Origin of the sequence: Streptomyces sp. NPDC090088 (assembly GCF_044747345.1) — a bacterium.
Classification (GTDB): Bacteria; Actinomycetota; Actinomycetes; order Streptomycetales; family Streptomycetaceae; genus Streptomyces.
The window spans coordinates 356,085-378,742 of sequence record NZ_JBIVDZ010000010.1; the positions used below are offsets into that span (position 1 = coordinate 356,085).

Below are 22,658 nucleotides of genomic sequence, written 5' to 3' on the forward strand. Positions count from 1 at the left end.
CGGTCGGTCCGGTCGGTCCGGTCGGAACGGTCGGTCCGTAGAGACTGTTCGGTTTCCGTTCGGACTGTTCGGACTGTTCGGACTGTTCGGACCGGTTCAGAGCGGGATGTTGCCGTGCCGGCGCTCCGGCATCGGGGCGCGCTTGCCGCGCAGTGCACGCAGGGCCCGGCAGACATGGCCGCGGGTGTCCCGCGGGGCGATGACCGCGTCCACATAGCCGCGCTCGGCGGCGAGATAGGGGGTGCCGTGGGTGCTCTCGTACGCGGAGATCAGCGAGGCGCGCAGCCCCTCGGGATCGGCGGCGGCGGCCAGTTCACGCCGGTGCAGCAACCCCACCGCCCCCTCGGCGCCCATGACGGCGATGCGGGCGGTGGGCCAGGCGAGGTTGATGTCGGCGCCCAGGTGCTTGGAGCCCATCACCGCGTACCCGCCCCCGTACGCCTTGCGCACCACCACGGTGACCTTCGGCACGGTCGCCTCGGCGTAGGCGTAGAGCAGTTTGGCACCGCGCCGGATGATCCCGGCCTGCTCCTGGCGGACGCCGGAGAGATAGCCGGGCACGTCGGCGAAGGTGAGCAGCGGGATGCCGAACGCGTCGCAGAACCGTACGAAGCGCGCCGCCTTCTCGGAGGCGTCGATGTCGAGGACACCCGCGGCGCGCAGCGGCTGGTTGGCGACGACACCGACGGAACAGCCCTCGACGCGGGCCAGCGCGCAGATGATGTTCGGCGCGAACAGCTCCTGGATCTCCAGCAGTTCACCGTCGTCGACCACCGCACGCAGGATGTCGCGCATGTCGTAGGCCTGCCCGAGCCGGTCCGGGACGACGAGATCGAGCTGTGCGCCGTCCGGAACGGCGGCCGGCGGGGCGTACTGCGGGGGACGTTCCAGGTTGTTCGCCGGCAGGTACGACAGCAGGTCGCGTACGGTCTCCAGGGCGTCCTCCTCGTCGGCGGCGAGGAAGTGGGCGTTGCCGTTGACGGTGTTGCTGGCCCGGGCGCCGCCCAGTTCCTCGGCGGTGGTGCGCTCGCCGGTCACCGCCTCGATGACGTCCGGCCCGGTGACGAACATGTGCGAGGCGCCGTCCACCATCACGGTGAAGTCGGTGATGGCCGGGGAGTAGGCGGCTCCGCCCGCGCACGGGCCGAGGACCACCGAGATCTGCGGGATCACGCCGGACGCCTGCACGTTGCGGCGGACCAGCTCCGCGTAGAGGGCCAGTGAGGCGACGCCCTCCTGGATGCGGGCGCCACCGCCGTCGTTGAGCCCGACGACCGGACAGCCGGTCTTCAGGGCGAGGTCCATCAGCGCGACGGTCTTCTCCCCGAAGGCCTCGCCCATGCTGCCGCCGAAGACCGTGGAGTCCTGCGCGAAGACGCAGACCGGGCGGCCGTCGACCGTGCCGTGTCCGGTGACCACCCCGTCGCCGTAGGGCCGGCGGACGTCGTCCGCGGCGGCTCTGGCCCGGACGAACAGACCGGTCTCGGTGAAGGAGCCCGGGTCCAGGAGCCGTTCGATCCGCTCCCTCGCGCCGAACTCCCCGCGTCTTCTCGGCCCGCCCGGAGCCACCGCCAGCGCCCGACGGGCGTCCAGGTCGGCGATGCGTTCGACGGTCCGGTCGAACGCACGCGCCGGAGCCTGCCGGGCCCGCGATGTTGCTGCCTCTTGCGTCACTGCCACCTCCGAAGGGGCTTTCGAATATGGCAGCGGGAAAGGGGCGTTCGGCAAGATCACTGTTCTCTTTGCGGGACATGAGTCCCGAGAGGGTGGGATTGGTGCCGACGTGACAAGGAGACGTCTGTGGACGCCGGCGGGGCAGGAGCTACGCCGGTGTCGGGTCGGCGGCCCGTTCCAGGCGGACGATCACGCTCTTCGACGTGGGCGTGTTGCTGATGTCCGCGACGCTGTCGAGCGGCACCAGGACGTTGGTCTCCGGGTAGTAGGCGGCCGCCGAGCCCCGGGGCGTCGGGTAGGCGACCACACGGAAGGCGTCGGCGCGGCGCTCGGAGCCGTCGGTCCAGACGCTGACGAGGTCGACGAGACCGCCGTCGTCGAGGCCCTGATCCATGAGGTCGGCGCGGTTGACGAGGACGACACGCCGGCCGCCCTTGATGCCCCGGTATCGGTCGTCCATCGCGTACGGGATGGTGTTCCACTGGTCGTGCGAGCGCAGCGTCTGCAGCACCAGGTGGCCCGGCGGTGCCTGCAGCATCGTGAAGTCGTTGACGGTGAAGACGGCCTTCCCGGCGGGGGTGCGGAACACCTTCTCGTTGACCGGGTTGGGCAGCCGGAAGCCGCCCGGACGCCGTACCCGCTCGTTGAAGTCCCCGAAGCCGTCGACGACTCGGGCGATACGGTCGCGGACGAGGTCGTAGTCGGCCTCGAAGTCCGCCCAGGGGATGTCCGGTCCGGAGCCCAGGACCCGGCGGGCCAGCCGGCTGATGATCGACACCTCGCTGAGCAGGTGCGGGGAGGCCGGGGCGAGCCGGCCGCGGGTCGCGTGGACCTCGCTCATCGAGTCCTCGACGGTCATGAACTGCTCGCCGCCGGCCTGGACGTCACGGTCGCTGCGCCCCAGCGTCGGCAGGATCAGCGCGGTGCGTCCGCACACCGCGTGGGAGCGGTTGAGCTTCGTCGAAATGTGCGCCGTCAGACGGCAGTTGCGCAACGCCCGCTCGGTGGCCTCGCTGTCGGGCGACGCCCGCACGAAATTGCCCGCGACTCCGACGAACAGCTTGGCACGTCCGTCGAGCATGGCCCGGATGGAGTCGACGGAGTCCAGGCCGTGCTGGGTCGGCGCGGTGAAACGGAACTCCCGTCCCAGCCGGTCGAGGAAGGGCTGGGGCATGCGTTCCCAGATGCCCATGGTCCGGTCGCCCTGCACGTTGCTGTGCCCCCGGACCGGACACACGCCCGCGCCCCGGCGGCCGATGTTGCCGCGCAGCAGAAGGAAGTTCACGACCTCGCGAATGGTCGGCACGCCGTGCTTGTGCTGGGTCAGCCCCATCGCCCAGCAGACGATGACACCGCGGCTGGCCAGCACCCGCTCGTGCACCTGCTCGATCTCGTCCCGGCTCAGGCCGGTGGCCTCCAGGACGGCGTCCCAGGACGTCTCCCGGATGCGCTCGGCGAAGGCGTCGTAGCCGGTGGTGTGCGCCTCGATGAAGTCCCGGTCCAGGACGGTGCCCGGCTCCTTCTCCTCGGCCTCCAGGAGCAGCAGGTTCAGCGCCTGGAACAGGGCCAGGTCGCCGCCGGGCCGTATCTGCAGGAACTGGTCGGCGATGTCCGTGCCGCGGCCGATGATCCCGCGTGCCTTCTGCGGGTGCTTGAAGCGGAGCAGTCCCGCCTCGGGCAGCGGATTGACGGCGACGACACGCCCGCCGCGCCGCTTGGTCTCCTCCAGCGCCGACAGCATGCGCGGGTGGTTGGTGCCGGGGTTCTGCCCCACCACGAAGACGAGGTCGGAGTCGTACAGGTCGTCCAGGCTGACGCTGCCCTTGCCGATGCCCAGGGTCTCGTTCAGCGCCGAACCACTGGACTCGTGGCACATGTTGGAGCAGTCCGGCAGGTTGTTGGTACCGAAGGCCCGCGCGAACAGCTGGAGCAGGAAGGCCGGTTCGTTCGCCAGCCGCCCCGAGGTGTAGAAGAGCGCCTCGTCCGGGTGGTCCAGGGCGTGCAGCTCGTCGGCGAGCAGGCCCAGGGCGTCGTCCCAGCCGATCGGCTCGTAGTGGGTCGCGCCCTCGCGCAGCACCATCGGTTCGGTCAGCCGGCCCTGCTGGTTGAGCCAGTAGTCCGACTTCCGGCTCAGCTCGTCCACCGAGTACTGCCGGAAGAAGTCCGCGGTCGCCCGGCGGGAGGTGGCCTCGTCACCGATGTGCTTGGCGCCGTTCTCGCAGTACTCGTTGCGGTGGCGATGGTCGGGCCCGGGCTCCGGCCAGGCACAGCCCGGGCAGTCGAAGCCCTTGGTCTGGTTGATGTTCAGCAGGGTCAGCGCGGTGCGCTTCGGCGAGGTCTGCCCAAGGGCGTACCGCAAGGCGTGCACGACGGCGGGCGCACCGGTCGCCCACGTCTTGGGAGCCGTCACCGACAGCTCGGCCTCATCCGGTTCGCCGACATCCCGCATCGCACACCACGCCCCTGGGACCCGCGCGGGTCAGGCACACCCCGCCCACTGTTCCCGCCCACTCTTCGGCAGTGCTTCCGGGCAGGTCAAAGCGGTAGTTCCGATCGGCTGACAGGCGCCGCCGATCACGGCCGCGTGACCGGCGCCGCACGGCGGGCCGCGGGGGATCATTGAGGCGTGCTGCTGCGCCAACTCGAATACCTCGTCGCCCTCGCCCGCGCCCGCCACTTCGCGAAGGCGGCCCAGGCCTGCTACGTCTCCCAGCCGACCCTGTCCGAGGGCATCCGCAAGCTGGAGGACGAACTCGGCATCCCGCTCGTCCAGCGAGGACGCCGATTCGACGGCCTCACACCGGAGGGCGAGCGGGTCGTCCTGTGGGCTCAGCGCATCCTCGCCGACCGTGACGCGATGCAGAGCGAGATCCAGGCACTGCGAGCCGGACTCACCGGCCGGCTCCGCATCGGCACCGTCCCGACCGCGTCCACGGCCGTCGCACTGCTGACCCAGCCGTTCTGCGCGGCCAACCCGCTGACGACCGTCCAGGTCTTCGCCGATCTGCAGGCCGTGGACATCGTGAACCGGCTGCGCGCGTACGAACTCGACGCCGCCGTCACCTACCACAGCTCGGTCGCCGCGGACGACTTCACGTTCCTGCCGCTCTACCAGGAACGCTATGTCCTGCTGACCCAGCGCACCGCCCCCGGCTCCGGTCCCGCCGAGATCTCCTGGGAGGAGGCCGCCCAGTACCCCCTGTGCCTGCTGCACCCCATGATGCAGGGCCGCCAAGTGCTCGACGCCGTGTTCGAAACCGTGGGAGTGACCGTGACACCGCGAGTCGAGACCGACTCCATCGCGTCCCTGTTCGCACAGGTCAGAGCCGGACACTGGGCCAGCGTCGTACCGCACGCCTGGCTCCATGTCTTCGGAGTCCCCGCAGGCATGCGCGCCGTACCCCTGGTCCGGCCCGTCCGCACCGAGCGCATCGGCCTGGTCCTCCCGGCCCGCGAGCCCCGCTCCGTGCTCGCGCAGGCCTTGATCGACGTGGCCGGCCTGGCGGGGATCTCGGAGACGCTGGAACGGCTCCCCGAATAGAACCTGCCCGCACAGGGGGCTCAACGACAACGGAACGCGGTGATGATCCGGGTGGCGCCGGTGCGGACCACCTTGAACCGGATGGTCGGACGCGGTCTGCTGGAGCGCCGACGGCAGGGACCGCGTCTGGCGCACCGGTGCGGTGAACCGGGACTGGGACGGCCGGTGGACGATGGTCGGCTTCTCGCTGCCCGAGGCGTTAAGCCGTGAACGGCACGACCTGCGCTCCCGGCTGATGCGGGCGGGCTTCGGCCCTCTGCGGAACGGCCTGTGGGTGGGCCCGGCCCGCGCCGACGTCCGCGAGGTACCGGAGCAGGCCTTCGACGTGCCGGTCAGCGGCGCGCGGTACCGGGCGCCGCTGGAGCGCTGGGACCGCACCGACCCGCTGCCCGCGGCGGTCTCCGGTGACGCACTCGCGGTCCGGCTCCTGCCGCACACCGACTGGTGTGACCTGGTACGACGGGACCCGCATCTGCCCGCCGAGCATCTGCCGGGGGACTGGCCCGCCGCCGCGGCGGAGACCGTCTTCCGCGGCCTGGCCGGCCGCTCGACACCCTGACGCCGGACTGATCCGCGCCCGAACCCGTGCGCCCGGAACGCGTCACCGCCTGACTCAATATTGGGCAGTCCATTGACGGCGATGAAAAAAGAGCCCTACATTCGCAGCGCTCTTCCGCTCGCGCCCCCACTCGGTCCCCCTCGATCCCCCCCTCGATCCCCCTCGATTCGCGGAGCCGCCGTCATGTCCCGACCCCGTTTCTCGACCTTTGCCGCCGCCTGTGCGACCGCCCTCGCGACCACCCTGATCGGACCGGCCACCGGTGCCCAGGCCACGACCGCCGATCACTACTCCGGCACCCTGTCCGACGGTGCCACCTGGATCGCGGACAAACCCGCACGGTGGAACGGCACCCTGCTGCTCTTCAGCCACGGCTTCGGACCGACCACCGCGGCCGACGCCCCGTCGGCCGCGGCGCGCCAGGCCCTGCTGGACGCCGGCTACGCCCTCGTCGGCTCCTCCTACGACCCGAACGGCTCGATGTGGGCGCTCGACTCGGCCGAGCGGGACCAGTTCGCCACGCTCACCGCGTTCCGCCGGCAGGTCGGCGCGCCGACCCGGGTCATCTCCGTGGGTCAGTCCATGGGCGGCCTCGTCAACGCCCAGATCGCCCGCGACGGCGCGGGACGCGTCGACGGCTCACTCGGTCTGTGCGGCCTGGTCGCGGGCGGCGTGGACCTGGACAACTACCAGCTGGACGCCGAGTACACCCTGGCCACGTTCTTCGACCCGGCCGACGCCGACAAGCTCGTGAACCTGGACGGCCAGGCCGACGCCGGCGCGCTGGCCGACCGGCTCACCCAGGCCGTGGAGACGGCACAGCAGACCCCCACGGGACGCGCCCGCATCGCCCTGGCCGCCGCCTTCCTCAACCTGACCGACTGGGCTCCGGGCCAACAGCCGTCCGCGCCCGACGACTTCGCGGGCCAGGAGCAGCAGCAGTACGCATGGCTGGCCCAGGGCCTGCTCGGCTTCATCGTCCCGGCGCGCTGGTCGGTGGAGCAGTCCGCCGGCGGCAACACATCCTGGAACAAGGGCGTCGACTACGCCGGCCTGCTGCACAAGTCCAGCCATGCCAAGCAGGTCAAGGCGCTCTACCGCGACGCCGGGCTCGACCTGCGCACGGACCTGAACCGGCTCACCCGCGGTGCGGACGTCTCGGCCGACCCGGCCGCGGTGGCTCATCTGAAGCGGACCTCCACGGCCGGACAGTCACTGGCCGTGCCGCTCCTCGACCTCCACACCACCGCCGACCAACTCGTACCCGTCGAGCAGGAGTCGGCCTTCGCCGGCCGGGTGCGCGGGGCCGGCGACTCCGCGCTGCTGCGACAGGCCTATGTGGCACGCCAGAGCCACTGCAACTTCACCACCGCCGAAGTCGTCGCCGGGCTGCACGCCGTGGAACACCGGCTGGACACCGGACGCTGGGACAACTCCGCCACCAGCGCCGAACTCCAGCACAGCGCGGAGCGACTGGACCTCGGCGGCGCCGCCTTCACGGACTACCGGCCGGGCCGGCTGACCGGTACCCGCTGATCCCGAATCACCCTCACCTCATCCCCGGCTCGCACACCTCAGGAGGCGCTGTGTCCATGACGACCGAACCTTCCACCAGAACGGCCGTCGGCCGCGGTCTGACCACCGGCACGCTGGTCGCCGGTCTCCTCGCCGTCTGCCTCGCCCAGATCGGTCTGGCCATACCGGCCACCCTCAACGGGCTGTTCCAGTCCGACCTGCACCCGGTCGGCTCGCAGCTCACCTGGATCTCCGACGCCTTCCTGCTGCCGGTCGCCGTACTGGAGCTGACCTTCGGCCTGCTCGGCGACCTCTTCGGCCGCAAGCGGCTGCTGATCGGCGGCGCCGCGCTGCTGGCCGTGGGCGAGCTGGTCAGCGCCACCGCCTCCGGCGTCCACCAGCTCTGGGCCGGACAGGCCCTGGCGGGCCTGGGTGCCGCGTGCCTGTTCCCGACCTCGCTGGCCATCCTGGCCGCCGGCACCACTTCGCCCGCGCAACGGGCCCGGGTCATCGCGATGTGGGCCGCCCTGCTCTCCACCGGCGGGTTCCTCGCCCCCCTGCTCGGGGGCGTCACCGCCACCTACGGCTCGTGGCGGTGGTCCTTCGTCGTGGTCTTCGCCGTGGCCGCGGTCAGTGCCGTCGTCAGTTCCCTCTTCGTCGTCGACTCCAGTGCCCCCGAAGGACGGTCACTGGACCTGGCGGGCCAACTGACCATCGGTCTGGGCCTGTTCTCCCTGCTCTACGCCATCATCCAGGGCCCCACGGACGGTTGGGGTTCGCCCTCGATCGTCATCGCCTTCGTCCTGGCGGCAGTGTTTCTCGCCGCCTTCGTCCTCGCCGAGAAGCGCGCCAAGTCCCCGCTCCTCCGCCTCGACCTGTTCCGCAACCGCGCCTTCGCGGTGGCCTCGGTCGTGGCCGTGGTGGGGATGTTCGCCTTCTTGGGCACCGCCTACTCCGTGAGCATCCGGCTCGGCCCGGTGCAGGACCAGGCGCCGATGCGGACGGCCATGGCCTTCGTCCTGCTCAACGGCATGACCCTGGTGATGCTGCCGCTGACGGAACGGCTGCTCAGAACCGTCGCGCCGGGACTGCTGCTGGGCGCGGGGCTGCTGCTGATCGCGGCCGGCGACTACTGGGCGGCCACGCTGCCGATCACCGACACCGCCTTCACCTCGCTGATCCTGCCGCTCGGTCTGGTCGGCCTCGGCTTCGCGATCACCGTCTCGTCGATCACGGCGACGGCCGTCAACACCGTGCCGGTGCACCTGGCCGGCATGGCGAGCGCCACCACCAACCTGCTGCGGGACTTCGGCTTCACCCTCGGCCCGGCCGTCATCGGCGCGGTTGCCCTGAGCCGCGCGGCAAGCGGCTTCTCCGACTCCCTGAACGACTCCGCGCTGCCGCAGGCACTGAAGGGCGCGGGCACGGCCGTACTGGAAGAGGGCGGCCCCCTCGCGGTGAACGGCGCCTCGGCGGCGTCACCGAAGCTGGCCGAACTGCATCCGCTCGCCCTGGAAGCCCTCGGCCACGGTTACTCGGTCGGCTTCGTGGTCTGCGGCTCGGCCGCACTGTTCTCGGCACTGCTGGCCCTCGCGACGCTCCGCGGCCGATCCCAGGAGTAGCGAAGGAGCCTCACGGACGTCGACGCCGGCGTTCGCGATCGCAACGAGAGCGGCGTTCTCCGTGGCGCGGGACGGCGGGTTCGGCCCGCGCCGGGCGGGGGGTGTGCACCGGGCCGGTATACCTCCCATCCCCAGGCTCGATGACTGCGGACCTTGTACGTCGTTTCGGGCACTTCTTACGCTGCCGTGCAATTTAGTCGGGCCGTTTCGCTCCATGACCCCGGCGCCGACTCGCACAGGCTCAAAGGAGAGTCCCCACGATGACCGCAAGACCAGCGACCGCGGCCACCGCCACGACGCACCGCAACCGCACAGTCCGGATCTCGGGCGCTCTCTGTGCCGCGGTCCTGCTCACCGTCACCGCGGCGGGCTGCAGCAAGAAGAGCACCGACAGCACGAGTGCCGGCTCCGACTCCTCGTCCTCGTCCTGCGGGACCGTCCCGGCGGCGAAGTTCAACGACTCGGCCGGTCTGATCAAGGCCCTGGGCTCGGAGTACGAAGCGGCGTACAGCGGCTACTCCGGCACCGTGCAGAAGAGCGCGTGGGCGAACTGGGAGGGCAAGAAGTCCGGCACGATCACCGTCGGCATCTCCGAGTCCCAGCTGGTGAACCCCTACCAGACGCTGATCAACACCGCGCTGCAGAAGTACCTCAAGGCACAGGGCTACAAGGTCATCGACCTGGTGTCCACCAACGAGGTCACCAACCAGATCTCGCAGTTCAACCAGCTGATCACCGACAAGGTCGACCTGATCATCTACCAGCCGCTGGCCGCCGGTTTCGAGTCGGTCGTCGACAAGGCCGCCAAGGCCGGCATCCCGTCGATCTCGGTGCTGAACAACGTGGCCGACGCCAACACCGTCAACGTCGTGCCCAACGCCTTCGCGGCGGGCGAGGCGCAGGCCGCCGCCCTGGCGAAGTCGATGGGCGGGAAGGGCGCGATCCTCGGCGTGCACGGCATCAAGGGCGTGCCGATCGACACCGACACCTTCAACGGCGCCAAGGCCGCGCTGGCGAAGTGCTCCGGCATCACGCTGGACGACTCGATCTACACCGACTTCTCGCCCACCACCGCGCAGACCAAGGTCCAGCAGTACCTGGCGGCGAACCCGACCAAGACCATCGGCGGCGTCCTGGAGGGCGGCCCGATGACCACCGGCATCATCTCGGCCTTCCAGAAGTCCAACGTCACCGTGGCGCCGGTCGCCGACAACGGCCTCACCAAGGGCGGCGTCGCGTACTGGGCGGCCAACGAGAGCAGCTACAAGGGCGTCGGCCTGTACAACCCGGCCGACGGACTGGCCAAGGCCGTCGTCCAGGTGGCCAAGCACATGCTCGACGGTGACGGGGTCAAGGCCTCGGACATCGTCATCAACCCGCCGCTCGTCACGAGCGACAACCTGTCGAAGTTCTCGAAGTCGAGTTTCAAGACCGGCGACGCCTCCACCATCACGGTGGGCGATGTCGGCCAGACATTCGCGGAGACGAGCTACATCGACGGCTTCTTCGGCTCGTAGGGAGCAAGTACGTTGAGCGAGCAGAGCCAGGTGGCCCTCGAAGTCACCGGTCTCGCCAAGTCGTTCGGAGCGACCAGGGCCCTGCGGTCCTGTTCGCTCCGGCTTCTGGCCGGCGAGGTCCATGCCCTGATGGGCGAGAACGGGTCCGGGAAGAGCACCCTGGTCAAGATTCTCACCGGGGTGCACGCCCCGGACTCCGGCGGCTACCAGGTCGGCGGCCGTGCGGTCCGCCTCGGCGGCCCGGCGGCAGCGATCGCCGCCGGGGTGATGGCCGTCTACCAGGAGGTTCTGGTGGTCGGCCCCCGCTCCGTGCTGGAGAACGTCTGGCTCGGTGCCGACGGCGTCTTCCGGCGGCGGATCTCCGAGGCGGACAAGCGGGCCAGGGCCGGCGCCGTACTGGGCGAACTGCTCGGCGCGGCGCCCGACCTGGACACCCCGGTCGAACAGCTCTCGCTGAGCGACCGGCAGGCCTGCGGCATCGCCCGCGCGCTGGTCCGCGAGCCCCGGGTGCTGATCCTGGACGAGGCCACCAGCGCGCTCGACGTGGCCACCCGGGACCGGCTCTTCGAGGCCATCGCCCGGCGCAAGGCGGCCGGCATGGCCGTGCTGTTCGTCTCCCACCGCATGGACGAGGTCGACGCGATCTCCGACCGGGTGTCCGTGCTGCGCTCGGGCGAGTCGGTGGCCACCCTCGACGCCGACGAAGCCACCACGGCCGAGCTGGTGCGCCTGATGACCGGCGCCGAACACCTCACCGACATCCCCGAGGGCGGCACGCTCGCCCACCGCAGCGGCCCCGCCGCCGACGCGCCGGTACTGCTGCGGGTACGCGGGGTCAGGCTCCGGCCGGACGCCGACCCGGTCGACTTCGAGCTGCGGGCCGGGGAGATGGTCGGCCTGGCCGGCCTTGAGGGCCACGGTCAGGACGCCTTCATCAAGGCGCTGTGGCACGGTCCCTCGGGTGCCGGGTCCGTCGCGCGCGTGGAGGTGGGCGGCGAGACCGAGATCCGCTCCGAGCAGCGGGCGGCGGCGGCCGGCATCGGGTATGTACCGCGTGACCGGCGCGGCGAGGCGCTGTTCGGGACGCTCTCCGTCCGGGAGAACTTCTCGGCCGCCACCCAGGACAAGGACACCCGTTTCGGGCTGCTGTCACGGGCCTCCGCGCTGGGCCGCTTCGCGGAGTACCGGTCCGGCCTCAAGGTCCGGATGGGCCGCGAGTCCGACCCCATCACCACCCTGTCCGGCGGCAACCAGCAGAAGGTCGTCATCGCCCGCTGGCTCGCCCGCCGCCCGGACGTGCTCCTGCTCAACGACCCCACCCGGGGCGTGGACATCGGCGCCAAGCGCGACATCTACGCGCTCCTGGACGAGCTGACGGCGCGCGGTGTCGCGGTCGTCATGCTCTCGACGGAGGTCGACGAGCACATCGAGCTCATGGACCGCGTCCTCGTCTTCCGCGAGGGCTCGCACTCCACCACCCTCGACCGCCCGTCCCTGTCCCGCCAGTCCCTGGTCGCCGCGTTCTTCGGCCGCACGGTCACCTCATCGGTCGCCGGCTCCGCCTCCCCGGATGGTGACGCATGAATGCCCTCGACTTCCTGCGGAGCCAGCTCGGCAAGCGCCCGTACGCGTTCGCCGGACTCCTCGCGCTGCTCCTGCTCGTGGTCAACACCGCCCTGCAGCCGGCGTTCCTGGCCTACGACAACTGGGCGGCGGTGCTCGCGTCCTTCGCACCGCTGGCCGTGGCGGCGATGGCCAGCACCCCGGCGATCCTCTCGGGCGGCGGCGGCATCGACATCTCGATCGGCCCGCTGCTGACCCTGATCGACATCGTCATCGTGGCGAACCTGCTGCCCAACGGCCTGACCTCGCCCTTCGTCGTGATCCCCGTCTGCCTGGCGATCGGCGCGGCGATCGGCGCGGTCAACGGCGTCCTCGTGGCCGTACTGCGCTTCCAGCCGGTGGTGGCCACGCTCTGCGCCAACATCGTCATCGGCGGCCTGGCCACCCAGGTACAGGGCGACACCGTACCCTCCGGCAGCACCTCGTGGACCAAGGACCTGGCCGGTTCCTTCGGCCCCGTCCCCGGCGCGCTGCTGACCATCGGCGCCCCGCTGCTGATCTGGTGGGGCCTGTCCCGGACGCCGTTCCTCAAGGCGCTGTACGCGGTCGGCGGCGACGACGCCACCGCCTTCTCCGCCGGAGTGAACGTGCCGAAGGTCCGCATCGCCGCGTACTCCCTCGGCGGCCTCTACGCGGGCATCGCCGGAATCGCCCTGATGTCCCTCATCAGCGAGGGCGCGGCCAGCATGTCCGCGCAGTACACCCTGCTCGCCATCGCCGCCGTGGCCCTCGGCGGCACCTCGCTGGCCGGCGGCCGGGGCTCCCTCCAGGGCTCGCTGCTCGGCGCGGCGAGCATCTACCTGATCAACAACCTGCTCAACGTGGTGAAGGTGTCCACCCTGTGGTCCACCGCGATCTACGGCGCCATGCTGCTCTTCGCCGTGGTCGTGGGCGCCGTGTTGACCAACGCCCGCAGGAGGGCCGTCGCATGACCACAGACACCGCGGTCGCGGACCCGGCGACAGGAGCGGGCGGGACGCCCCTGCTGCACACCCTCACCGAGTGGCAGCGCCGGTTCCCCCTGTTCCAACTCCTCGCCCTGGCGGCGCTGTACGTCTACGGCCTGAGCACCATCGAAGGCTTCGGCTCGCAGCGCGTGCTCTACGCCATCCTCGTCAACGCCTCGCTGCTGGGCCTCGCGGGCGCCGGACAGACCATCGTCGTCCTGGTGGGCGGCATCGACTTCTCGATCGCCGCGTTCATCTCGGCCGGCAACGTCATCATCGCCGAACTGTGCGGCACCGACCACTGGTCCACCGGGGCCGCGGTGGCGGTCGCGCTGGCCGTCGGCGTGCTCGGCGGCCTCCTCAACGGAGTGCTGTCGTACCGCTTCAAGGTCGAGCCGCTCATCGTGACGCTGGGCGTCAGCGCGCTGCTGTCCGGTCTGGTGCTCAAGTGGATCAACGGCTCCGCCACCGGGGTCGCCCCGGCGTGGCTGGGCAGGCTGACGGCCGCCAACGGCACCACCTTCGGCATCGGCATCCCGCCGGTGGTCGTCATCTGGGCGGTGGTGGCGATCGTCATCGGCCTGGTGCTCACCCGCACCCGCGCCGGCCGGAACCTCTACCTGACCGGCGTCAACCAGCCCGCCGCCCGGCTCGCCCTGGTACGGGTCAACCGCACCTGGATCTACGCCTACGTCGCCAGCGCGGTACTGGCCACCTGCGTGGGCATCCTCCTCGCGGGCTACTCGGGCTCGGGCAACGTCACCATCGGCGACCCCTACCTCTTCCAGTCCCTGGCGGCGGTCATCGTCGGCGGCACCATGTTCGGCGGTCGCGGCGACTACTGGCGTACGGTGCTCGGCGCGCTCGTGCTGTCGGTGGTCGCCCTGCTCCTCAGCGCCAACCAGCTGTCCTCGGCCTCCCAGGACATGATCACCGGCGGACTGATCCTGCTCGTCGTCGGCCTCTACGGCCGCGAGAGGCGGCTGCGCGACCGCATCTGACACACCCAGGGCCCCGCGGTACCGCCGCCGTCCACCGCCTGCCGCCGGCGGTGGACGGCGGCACTGCCTCATCCGGCATCGATCACCACCACCCGCACCTGGGGCCAGCCCCTTGTGCCCGCCCGCCGGCGATGACCTCTATGTGTCCCGACCTGAATCAACTAACATAGTGAAATTAGGTAGATGAATTCGCTGATCGTTCTCAGGGGTGGCCGTGGACTTCGGACTGACCGACGAGCAGGATCTGTTGCGCGCGACGGCACGGCAGTTCGTCGCCGACGTGTGCCCCGCGGAGAAGGCCAAGGAGTGGGACGAGCAAGGCGTCGTACCGCCCGAGCTGTTCCGCGGCATGGCCGACCTCGGCTGGTTCTCGCTGCCCTTCGGCGAGGAGGAGGGCGGTGACGGCGGTGGACCGCTGGAGCTCATCCTCATAGCCGAGGAACTCGGGCGGGCCAGTTTCGACGTGGCCATGTGCTACATCGGGGTGCTCATCCCCGGCATCACCGTGTTCCGGTGGGGGGACGAGGAGCAGCGCCGCTTCATCCGTGAGCAGGTGATGACCGGCCGCCACCGGCTGGCCGTCGGCCTCAGCGAGCCGGACAGCGGGTCCGACGCGGCGGCGCTGCGCACCAGCGCCGAGGACCACGGCGACCACTTCCTGGTGCGCGGCCAGAAGGCCTGGTGCACCGGGGCCGGGCTGCCCCACACCACCATCGCGACCTATGTCCGCACCGGGCCCCGCGAACCCAAGCACGGCGGGATCAGCCTGCTCCTCGTCGACCCGACCACGGAGGGCGTCGAGGTGCGCCGGACGCCGACCCTGGCCCGGCACATCCTGGGCACCAACGAGGTGTTCCTCAACGACGTCCGGGTGCCCAAGGAGAACCTCGTCGGCCCCCGCGACGAGGGCTGGAAGGTGATGCTCTCCAACATCGAACTGGAAAAGGTGATCATCAGCGGCGGGTATCTCGGCGCCGCCCAGGCCACCTTGGACGAGATGCTGGAGTACGCCCGCACCCGGCACGCCTTCGGACGTCCGATCGGCAACTTCCAGGTCCTCGCCCACGCCATGGCCGACCTGCAGACCGAGATCGACTCGGCCCGGCTGCTGGCCTACCGCGCGGCCTGGCTGCTCGCCCAGGGCAGGCCCTGCACCCGGGAGGGCTCGATGGCCAAGCTGAAGGGGTCGGAGACCTATGTGGCCGCCGCCCGGCTCGGCATGCAGGTGTGCGCGGGGCACGGCTTCTCCACGGAGAGCGTGATGAGCTTCCGCTACCGGGAGTCGATCGTCGCCACCATCTCCGGCGGCACCAGCCAGATCCAGCGCAACGGCATCGCCCGCACCATGGGCCTGCGCGGCTACTGAGCCTCCGCCTGCTCCGCGAGCCAGCGCTCGTGCCGTGCGAAGTGGCCCTGGTCCCGGGTGACCCAGATCCCGGAGGCCCGGGCCAGTACCGCGCGCGTCGGCAGCAGCACCAGCTCGCCCGCGATGTACCAGCGGGAGCCCTCCCGCCGCTCGACCCAGGCCCGCACGCGCAGCGGGTGCCGCACCGGCACCGGCTTGACGAAGCTCACGGTCAGCTCGGCCGTGACACTCAACACCCGGTGCAGCAGCGGAAGATGGCCGAGGCAGTCGTCCAGCACGGCCGCCGTCCAGCCGCCGTGCGCGACGTTCGGGCCGCCCTCCTGGTCCGGTGGGCAGCTGAGGTCGAACCAGGCCACCCCGTCCTCGTCGAGCCGCTCCCGCTCGACTCCCAGGCGGCAGGAGCCGGCGCCGCGACAGGCACCGCACAGGGCGACGCCGCCCGGCGTGCGCGGCGGTTCCTGGAACTCCGAGGCCGCCGCCTGCGTGGCACCGGATCTTGTCGACATCGCACAGCTCCTCGTATCAGAACGCCGGAACACATCAGAACGTCAAAGCGAAGGAACGTCAGACATCGGCCAGCAACGGCCGCAGCGTTCCCGCGATCAGCCGGACCTGGCGGGCCACCATGTCCTCCGGCATCCCGGCCAGGGACGCCCACAGGAAGACCCCTTCGGCCGGCAGGCCCTTCACGTACGACCTGACGGCCTCGGCGACGGTCTCCGGCGTGCCGTAGAGGAACTGGCCGACGCCGGTCGCGGCGAGCCCCGTCTCCCGCCACCGGTCGGGGTCGATGGGGCGGGGCTCGGGCCGGTCGGTGCCCTCCACCATGTAGCGGCGATAGCTGTCCCACTGGTACGAGAGGTGTCTGCGCACCACGGGCCAGTCGGCCTCCGGGTCCTCGGTGACGAAGGTGGTGAACGAGCCCTGCATCCGGGCCGCCGCCCCGTCGTACCCGCTCTCGGCCAGCCCCTCGCGGTACGGCGCGAGGAGCGCCGGGTCGAGCGAGAGCAGACCCGTGCCGAGACGCCCGGCCCGCCGGGCACCCTGCGGGCCCTGATAGCCGAGCCAGATCGGCAGCGGGTCCTGGAGCGGGACGGGGGTGACCCGGCCGGAGGCCCACAACTCCCGTATCTCCCGTACTCGTTGATCAGTCGTGGTGTAGCGCTTGCCGAGGTCCGCGCCGTACAGCCGGTACTCCGGGACCCGGTAGCCGGTGCCGAGCCCGAGGTCCAGGCGGCCGTCGCTCAGGATGTCCACGAGGGCGGCCTGTTCGGCGATCTCGGGGGCGGCGTGCAGCGGCGCGGCCACGACGGCGGTGCCCAGGCGCAGCCGGCGGCTGCGGGCGGCGGCAGCGGCGGCCATCGTGAGGGGCTGGGGGAGGTAGCCGTCCTCGAAGCCGTGGTGCTCGGAGAACCACACCGAGTCCAGGCCGAGCCGGTCCGCCTCCTCGCACATCTCCAGCGCGAAGCCGTACAGCCGGGACCAGTTCTGTTGCCAGGGTGGGGGATTGCGCAGGTCGAAGTAGATGCCCACCTTCACCGGGAACCTCCAGGGGTGTCGTGCGCCAGGCGGACCGTCGCGTGGGTCACCGCGATCCCGGCGCCGGGCGGCAGCAGTCGTACGGGACGCAGGTCGAGGGCCGCTATCTCGGGGAGGTCCTCGACCATCGCCGACAGCCGCAGCACCGTCTCCTCCAGGGCGGCCAGGTCCACGCCGGGTGCGCCCGCCCTGCCCTCCAGCAGCGGAGCCGCCCGCAGCGAGCGGACCATCTCCCGTGCGTCGCGGTCGCTGAGCGGGGTGACCCGGTGGGCGACGTCCGCCATCAGGTCGGCGTAGCCGCCGGTGAGGCCGAAGGAGATGACCGGGCCGAAGACCGGATCGGAGCCGACGGACAGGAACGCGTCGGGACCCGGACCCGGACCCGGACGCGGACCCGGGACCGGGCCGGGGTCGTGGACGGGGATGCCGTAGGCGGCGAGCAGTTCGGCCGCCGTACTGGTGCCTTCGCTGATTCCGGTGAGCAGGGAACGCGCCCGGTCGACGTCGCACCCCGGCAGGTCCGGGACGACGCCCGCGGCGGTGGAGCGCCAGGCCTGGTAGGCCGCCGCATGCCCGAGCGAGGCGGCGGCCGCCTCCGGGAAGGTGTACGACGGTACGGCCAGCCCGTCCCGGCGCAGCGGGCCGGTGATGCCCGCGCTGCCCAGGAAGCTGGTCACCACCGGCTTCTCGGGCACCGTCGCGGCCGCGTCGAGGATGGCCGACGCCACCTCGTCGGGCTTGTCCGCGAGCGGCGGCATGAACAGGACGATCGCGGCGTCGATGCCGTCGTCGGCGAGGGCTGCGTCCAGGGCCTGCCGGTAGTGGGCGGCGGTCGCCGTCGGGGTGAGGTCGACGGGGTTGCCGATCTCGGCGCCGGGCGCGAGAACGCGGCCCAGCCGCTGCCGGGTGCGCTCGCCGAGCGGGGGCACGCGCAGGCCGTTCGCCGTGCAGGCGCCGACCGTCAGCGCCGCCGGGCCACCCGCGTTGGTGATCACCGCGACGCGGTCACCGGGTGGCGGGGGCTGGTGGGAGAGGAGCAGGGCCACGTCGAACAGTTCCTGCAGACCGCGGGTGCGGATCACCCCGGACTGGGCGAACAGCGAACTCACCGCCGAGTCCGCCGGGCCGCCCGGGTGGACGGCGATGATCGGCTTGCGGGGTGCGACGCGGCGGGCGATGCGGGCGAAGCGGCGCGGATTTCCGAACGTCTCGACGTGCAGCAGGATCACGGAGGTGGCGGGGTCCTCCTCCCACCACCGGAGCAGGTCGTTGGTCGACACGTCCACGGCGTGGCCGACCGACACGAAGCCGGAGAAGCCGAGCCCGAGCCTGCGGGCATGGTCGAGCACGGCGAGCCCGAGCGGCCCCGACTGGCTGGACATCGCCACCCGGCCGGGCGTCGGCAGGGCGGGGGAGAAGGTCGCGGCGAGCCGCGCGGCCGGCGTCGTGTTGACCACGCCCATGCAGTTCGGGCCCACCAGCCGCATCCCGGACGCCCGCGCGAACCGGGCAAGTTCGCGCTCCGCGGCCCGGCCGGCCGGACCGGTCTCGCCGAAGCCGCTGGAGACGACGACCACCGCCTTGACCCCGGCCTCGGCGCAGTCCCGTACGACTTCGGGCACGGCCTCGGCCCGGACGGCGACCAGGGCCAGGTCCGGTGCCTCGGGCAGGTCGCGGACATCCGCGTACGCCCGTGCCCCGGCGACCTGTCCGGCGTGCGGGTTGACCGGGAAGACGCCGCCGGTGAAGCCGCCGCGCCGCAGGTTGGCCACGATCTCGTGGCCGATGGTCAGCGGCTCGCGGTTGGCGCCGATCACCGCGACCGACCGCGGTTCGAGCAGGGGCCGCAGGGAGCGCCGTACCGCGGTCTGCTCGCGGCGCTCGGCCCGGGCCAGGGCCTGGGCCTGCGGGTCGACGGCGATCTCGAAGTGGATGATCTGGCCGGGCGGCCCGGCCTCGACCCGGAAGCCGGAGCCGAGGAACACGTTGATCATCCGGGTGTTGTCCGCGAGGACGTCGGCCTCCAGGACCCGGATGCCACGGGCGCGGGCCGCCGCCGCGATGTGCTCCAGGAGCAGCCGGCCGAAGCCCTCGCTCTGGTGGTCGTCCCGGATGGTGAACGTGACCTCGGCGTGCTCCGGTTCCCGAGGGTCGCGGACGTAGCGCACGAGCCCCGCGATGTCGTCCCCCGCAAGGGCGACCAGCGCCAGCTCGTTGAGGTAGTCCACGTGCGCGCCGCGCCGGATGACGTCGTCGCGCACCCGGACCACGGGCCCCAGGGAGCGGTAGGCGAGGGTCTGCCGGGACAGACCGGCGACGAAGGCGACCAGCCGGTCGGCGTCCTCGGGCCGCACCGGCCGGACGAACGTCGACCGGCCTGTCCGCACGAGTCCCGGCCGCTCCAGGTCCTCGGGGTAGGGGGGAGCGGTCCCGGGGGTGCTGCCGCTCAGACGGCCGCCTCCTGGGGAGTCTGCTCCGGCAGGCGGAACAGCTCGTTGAACGTGCCGCGGGTGACCCGGTCGCGGATGTCGTCCGGCACTCCGTCGAACAGGTCGTGGAGCGTGGACTGGGTGTGGCCGTAGGTGCCCTCCAGGTGGGGGTAGTCGTCGCCCCACATCACGTTCCGGTAGCCGGTGGACTCGACGATCTCGACCGAGCTCTTGTCGTGCTGGAAGGAGGCGTAGACCTGCTGCCTGATGATCTCGCTGGGCAGCCGGCTCAGCTTCGGGCGGACGAACATGCCGTGCTGGCGGTAGGCCTCGTCCATGCGGTCGCCGATGGCCGGCACCCAGCCCGCGCCGCCCTCCGCGATGAGCATCCGCAGGTTCGGATGCCGGTCCAGGGCGCCGCCCGCGACCATGTGGGAGATCACCCGCATGCCCGGATAGGTGGTCTCCATGTAGTTGACCACCGCGCCGCCCGGACCGCGGAAGACGACGGTCTCGGCGCCGGTGCCGATGTGGAAGCCGAGCACCAGGCCGGCCCGCTCCACCGCCGTCCACAACGGCTCCCAGCGGTCGAGCGCGTACTCCTCGCCGGGCCGGGTCGAGCAGGGCAGGAACACCGCCTGGAAGCCGAGTTCGGCGACCCGTTCCACCTCCTTGACCGCGTCCTCGATGTTCGCGGTCGAGACGCAGGCGGGGGTGATGACGCGCTTGTTCCTGCACAGGACCTCGTCGTAGGCCCAGTCGTTCCAGGCGCGCACGGTCTCCCGGGCGAGCTCGCGGTCGGTGATGGAGACGAGCCAGAATCCCATGGAGGGGAAGGCCAGCTGGCCCCACACGCCCTCCTGGTCGAGGTCCTTGAGCCGGACCTTGAGGTCCCAGGCGCCCGGCGGTCGCATGGCGTCCATGAAGTCGCCGAGCTGGCGGTCGACGCGCTGGTCGTCGATGTAGAGCACCTCGTACTTCTCGCCGCGCTCGCTGCGCGGCGCCCGGGCGGCCAGCCGGGGCGGCAGCGCCTCGGTCCACAGGTCGGCGGGTTCCATCACATGGGAGTCCCCTGAGTTGACCCAGAGCTTGGGCATGGCGCTCCTTCGACTGAATGGATGCAATCAGTTAGCTATTTTAGGTGGGGGAGCGTGCGGAGGGAAGACGTGAACGGGGTCGAGATCGCGCCCGATCGCTTAATCAGTCGAATTGGTTGACTGATTGCGCTGATAGCTGGAAGATCTGGGCAGCTGAGCCGCGAGGAGGCGCCATGGCCGGTGATCGGGACACCGCTGACAGGTACTTCGAGCCGCTGGTGGAGACCATGCCGCGCGACCACCTGGAGGCGCGGCAGGAGGAACAGGTCCTGGAGCTCGTCGAGTACGCCTACGGCCGCTCCGCCTTCTACCGCGAGCTGTGGGACGGGCACGGGGTGCACCCCCGAGACATCCGCTGCCTGGAGGACTTCCGGGACCGGGTGCCGTTCATCACCAAGGACATGGTCCGCGCCCACCGGGCCCGTACCGGCGACCCCTTCGGGGGGCTGCTCTGCGTCCCCGTCGAGGAACTGACCTCCGTCTCCTCCAGCTCGGGCACCACCGGCGACCCGGAGTTCTTCGCCGAGATCTGGCAGGGCGCCCCGCCCCTGGTCACCGCACAGGTGCGGGACCTGTGGGAGCTCGGACTCCGGCCGGGGGACCGGGTGCTCAGCCCGCCCGGCACCTTCCGCAACCTCATGGACGCCGGCTACCAGGCGCTGGGCGCCGTGGTCATCGAGGTGGACACCTGGATGGGCAGGATGCAGGAGGTCGTCGACGCCCTGCGCACCTACCGCCCCGCCTACCTCCAGATGATGTATCCGCAGATGGTGGAGTTGGAACGGCTGGCCGAGAGCACGGACCTGCGGGAGGCGTTCTCGTCCCTCAAGGGCGCCTCCTGCGCCGGCCAGCCGCTCAGCCGCAGGATGCGCGCCCGGATCCGCGACGACTGGGGCATCGACGTCTACGAGTACACCAGCGCCGCCGACACCGGCACGGCCTGGGAGTGCCGTGAGCACGACGGCTTCCACCTGTGGGAGGACACCGTCTTCCCCGAGTGCGTCGAGGTCACGGAGGACGGCTGGCACGACGCCGCCGACGGCGACCTCGGAGAACTCGTCGCCACCGACCTCGACAACCGCGCCGCACCCCTCATCCGCTACCGCAGCGAGGACCTGGTCCGCCTCTCCCGCGACACCTGCGGCTGCGGGCGCACCCACGCCCGGATGTGGGTGGCAGGCCGGCGCGGCGACGAGACCGTGGTGCGCGGCCGGGCGGTCGTACTGCGGGACATCTGGCAGGCGGTGGAGGACCAGCCGGAGACGGTCGCCGGGGTGTTCCAGATCGTCCGGAAGGGACGCGAGGTCGACGAACTCCGCCTCCGGGTCGGCTACGACCCCCACCTCACCGGCGATCCCGACGCGCTGGCCGGGCGGCTGATCGAGGCCGTGCGGGAGCGGACCGGGGTCAAACCGGTGCTCGACCTGCGCACCGAAGAGGAGTTGCTGCAGACCATGACCAGCGTCGCCAAGTTCCCCCGGGTGGTGAAGAGCTGATGGCCCGCGCCGACACCCTCGCCCACGCCCGGGAACTGCAACGGCCCGAACTCGCCTATCTCGTCCGCTTCCCCACCCCCGACGGCGTCCGGGAGACCGGACTCACCTGGGCGGAACTCGCCCGTGACACGGCCTGGGCCACCGAGCGGCTGCGCGGGCACGGCCTGGCACCCGGGCAACGGGCCCTGCTGACCGCGTCGGGCTTCGAGGGTTTCTGGGGCCAGGCGGTGATCGGCGCCCTGTGCACCCTGCGGGTGACCTACGGCATCGCCGAAGCCATGGGCTGGGACCACCGCCGCACCACGGTCTTCCACCGCGAACTCCACCCCGACGCGGTGATCGGCCTGTCCGCGGAGACGCTGGAAGGGCTGTCCGGCACCGCCGACATCGGCGAGATGTTCCGCCCGACGCGGGTCGTGCTGGCCCGGCCCGCCGCCGTACCGGTGCTGCGCGGTGCGGGGGTGCCCGCGTGTGTGCTGGCCGCCGTCGGTCCGGCCCTCGCCCTTGAGTGCCCCGAGCGCGCCGGCGCGCACGTCAACGCCGCCGAGTGGCGCGTCGGCGAGCGGGACGGGGAACTGCACGTGGCCGCGGGGGAGTTGCGCACCTCGCCGCTGGCCGAAACCGCGCTCGGTATCCAGGGGCGCGTGGCAAGCGGTCGCTGCGCATGCGGCAGCGAGGACCCGCGGGTGCTGCTCGCCGAGGCCGATTCGTCTTCGTCACCGAGGAGTTGAG

Annotated in this window: 17 protein-coding genes; 11 read left to right on the forward strand and 6 right to left on the reverse strand. The window is 71.4% G+C overall.

Annotated elements, in window-relative coordinates; genetic code table 11:
• Nucleotides 1–96: 96 nt before the first annotated feature.
• Nucleotides 97–1,674, reverse strand: coding sequence for an acyl-CoA carboxylase subunit beta (locus tag ACIPSJ_RS41270; protein ID WP_401354056.1), 1,578 nt, complete (start codon nt 1,672–1,674; stop codon nt 97–99).
• Nucleotides 1,675–1,822: 148 nt separating this feature from the next.
• Nucleotides 1,823–4,123: an FdhF/YdeP family oxidoreductase gene (locus ACIPSJ_RS41275; RefSeq protein WP_401353657.1), complete on the reverse strand. Its 2,301-nt coding sequence runs from the start codon at nt 4,121–4,123 to the stop codon at nt 1,823–1,825.
• A 177-nt stretch (nt 4,124–4,300) separates the two neighbouring features.
• Here ACIPSJ_RS41275 and ACIPSJ_RS41280 point away from each other — a divergent pair, with 177 nt between their 5' ends.
• From ACIPSJ_RS41280 to ACIPSJ_RS41320, 9 genes are all read left to right on the forward strand, one after another.
• Nucleotides 4,301–5,215: a LysR family transcriptional regulator gene (locus ACIPSJ_RS41280; RefSeq protein ID WP_401353659.1), complete on the forward strand. Its 915-nt coding sequence runs from the start codon at nt 4,301–4,303 to the stop codon at nt 5,213–5,215.
• 142 nt (nt 5,216–5,357) lie between these two features.
• Entirely contained in the window at nt 5,358–5,774 is a 417-nt protein-coding gene (locus tag ACIPSJ_RS41285; RefSeq protein ID WP_401353661.1) for a PaaX family transcriptional regulator C-terminal domain-containing protein, read from the forward strand.
• Nucleotides 5,775–5,957: 183 nt separating this feature from the next.
• The gene (locus ACIPSJ_RS41290; RefSeq protein ID WP_401353663.1) at nt 5,958–7,310 is read left to right on the forward strand and encodes an alpha/beta hydrolase; all 1,353 of its coding nucleotides are present in this window, start codon (nt 5,958–5,960) and stop codon (nt 7,308–7,310) included.
• Between the two features lie 56 nt (nt 7,311–7,366).
• A complete protein-coding gene (locus tag ACIPSJ_RS41295) occupies nt 7,367–8,911 on the forward strand; it encodes an MFS transporter (RefSeq protein ID WP_401353665.1) in 1,545 nt (514 codons plus the stop codon).
• A 260-nt stretch (nt 8,912–9,171) separates the two neighbouring features.
• Nucleotides 9,172–10,428 carry a substrate-binding domain-containing protein gene (locus tag ACIPSJ_RS41300; protein WP_401353667.1) on the forward strand — a complete coding sequence of 419 codons (1,257 nt, stop codon included), beginning with the start codon at nt 9,172–9,174 and terminating at the stop codon, nt 10,426–10,428.
• Nucleotides 10,429–10,440: 12 nt separating this feature from the next.
• Entirely contained in the window at nt 10,441–12,012 is a 1,572-nt protein-coding gene (locus ACIPSJ_RS41305) for a sugar ABC transporter ATP-binding protein (protein ID WP_401353669.1), read from the forward strand.
• Nucleotides 12,009–12,983: an ABC transporter permease gene (locus tag ACIPSJ_RS41310; protein ID WP_401353670.1), complete on the forward strand. Its 975-nt coding sequence runs from the start codon at nt 12,009–12,011 to the stop codon at nt 12,981–12,983. Before ACIPSJ_RS41305 ends, ACIPSJ_RS41310 begins: the two co-directional genes overlap by 4 nt.
• Nucleotides 12,980–13,999 carry an ABC transporter permease gene (locus ACIPSJ_RS41315; RefSeq protein ID WP_401353672.1) on the forward strand — a complete coding sequence of 340 codons (1,020 nt, stop codon included), beginning with the start codon at nt 12,980–12,982 and terminating at the stop codon, nt 13,997–13,999. The genes ACIPSJ_RS41310 and ACIPSJ_RS41315 overlap by 4 nt, the downstream gene beginning before the upstream one ends.
• Before the next feature lie 214 nt (nt 14,000–14,213).
• On the forward strand, nt 14,214–15,365 hold the full coding sequence (locus ACIPSJ_RS41320; RefSeq protein ID WP_359226293.1) for an acyl-CoA dehydrogenase family protein: 1,152 nt from the start codon (nt 14,214–14,216) through the stop codon (nt 15,363–15,365).
• Here the strand turns inward: ACIPSJ_RS41320 and ACIPSJ_RS41325 are convergent.
• The 4 genes from ACIPSJ_RS41325 to ACIPSJ_RS41340 are packed head-to-tail and all read right to left on the reverse strand — an operon-like array spanning nt 15,359 to nt 20,430.
• Nucleotides 15,359–15,871, reverse strand: a complete 513-nt coding sequence (locus ACIPSJ_RS41325; RefSeq protein ID WP_401353675.1) for a PaaI family thioesterase — start codon at nt 15,869–15,871, stop codon at nt 15,359–15,361. The genes ACIPSJ_RS41320 and ACIPSJ_RS41325 overlap by 7 nt on opposite strands.
• Before the next feature lie 58 nt (nt 15,872–15,929).
• Nucleotides 15,930–16,904 carry an LLM class flavin-dependent oxidoreductase gene (locus tag ACIPSJ_RS41330; protein WP_401353677.1) on the reverse strand — a complete coding sequence of 325 codons (975 nt, stop codon included), beginning with the start codon at nt 16,902–16,904 and terminating at the stop codon, nt 15,930–15,932.
• Nucleotides 16,901–19,291, reverse strand: a complete 2,391-nt coding sequence (locus ACIPSJ_RS41335; RefSeq protein WP_401353679.1) for a GNAT family N-acetyltransferase — start codon at nt 19,289–19,291, stop codon at nt 16,901–16,903. The genes ACIPSJ_RS41330 and ACIPSJ_RS41335 overlap by 4 nt, the downstream gene beginning before the upstream one ends.
• A 59-nt stretch (nt 19,292–19,350) precedes the next feature.
• The gene (locus tag ACIPSJ_RS41340) at nt 19,351–20,430 is read right to left on the reverse strand and encodes an amidohydrolase family protein (protein WP_401353681.1); all 1,080 of its coding nucleotides are present in this window, start codon (nt 20,428–20,430) and stop codon (nt 19,351–19,353) included.
• Between the two features lie 173 nt (nt 20,431–20,603).
• Here ACIPSJ_RS41340 and ACIPSJ_RS41345 point away from each other — a divergent pair, with 173 nt between their 5' ends.
• On the forward strand, nt 20,604–21,926 hold the full coding sequence (locus ACIPSJ_RS41345; RefSeq protein WP_401353683.1) for a phenylacetate--CoA ligase family protein: 1,323 nt from the start codon (nt 20,604–20,606) through the stop codon (nt 21,924–21,926).
• Nucleotides 21,926–22,657, forward strand: a complete 732-nt coding sequence (locus tag ACIPSJ_RS41350; protein WP_401353685.1) for a hypothetical protein — start codon at nt 21,926–21,928, stop codon at nt 22,655–22,657. Before ACIPSJ_RS41345 ends, ACIPSJ_RS41350 begins: the two co-directional genes overlap by 1 nt.
• The last annotated feature ends 1 nt before the right edge of the window (nt 22,658 follow it).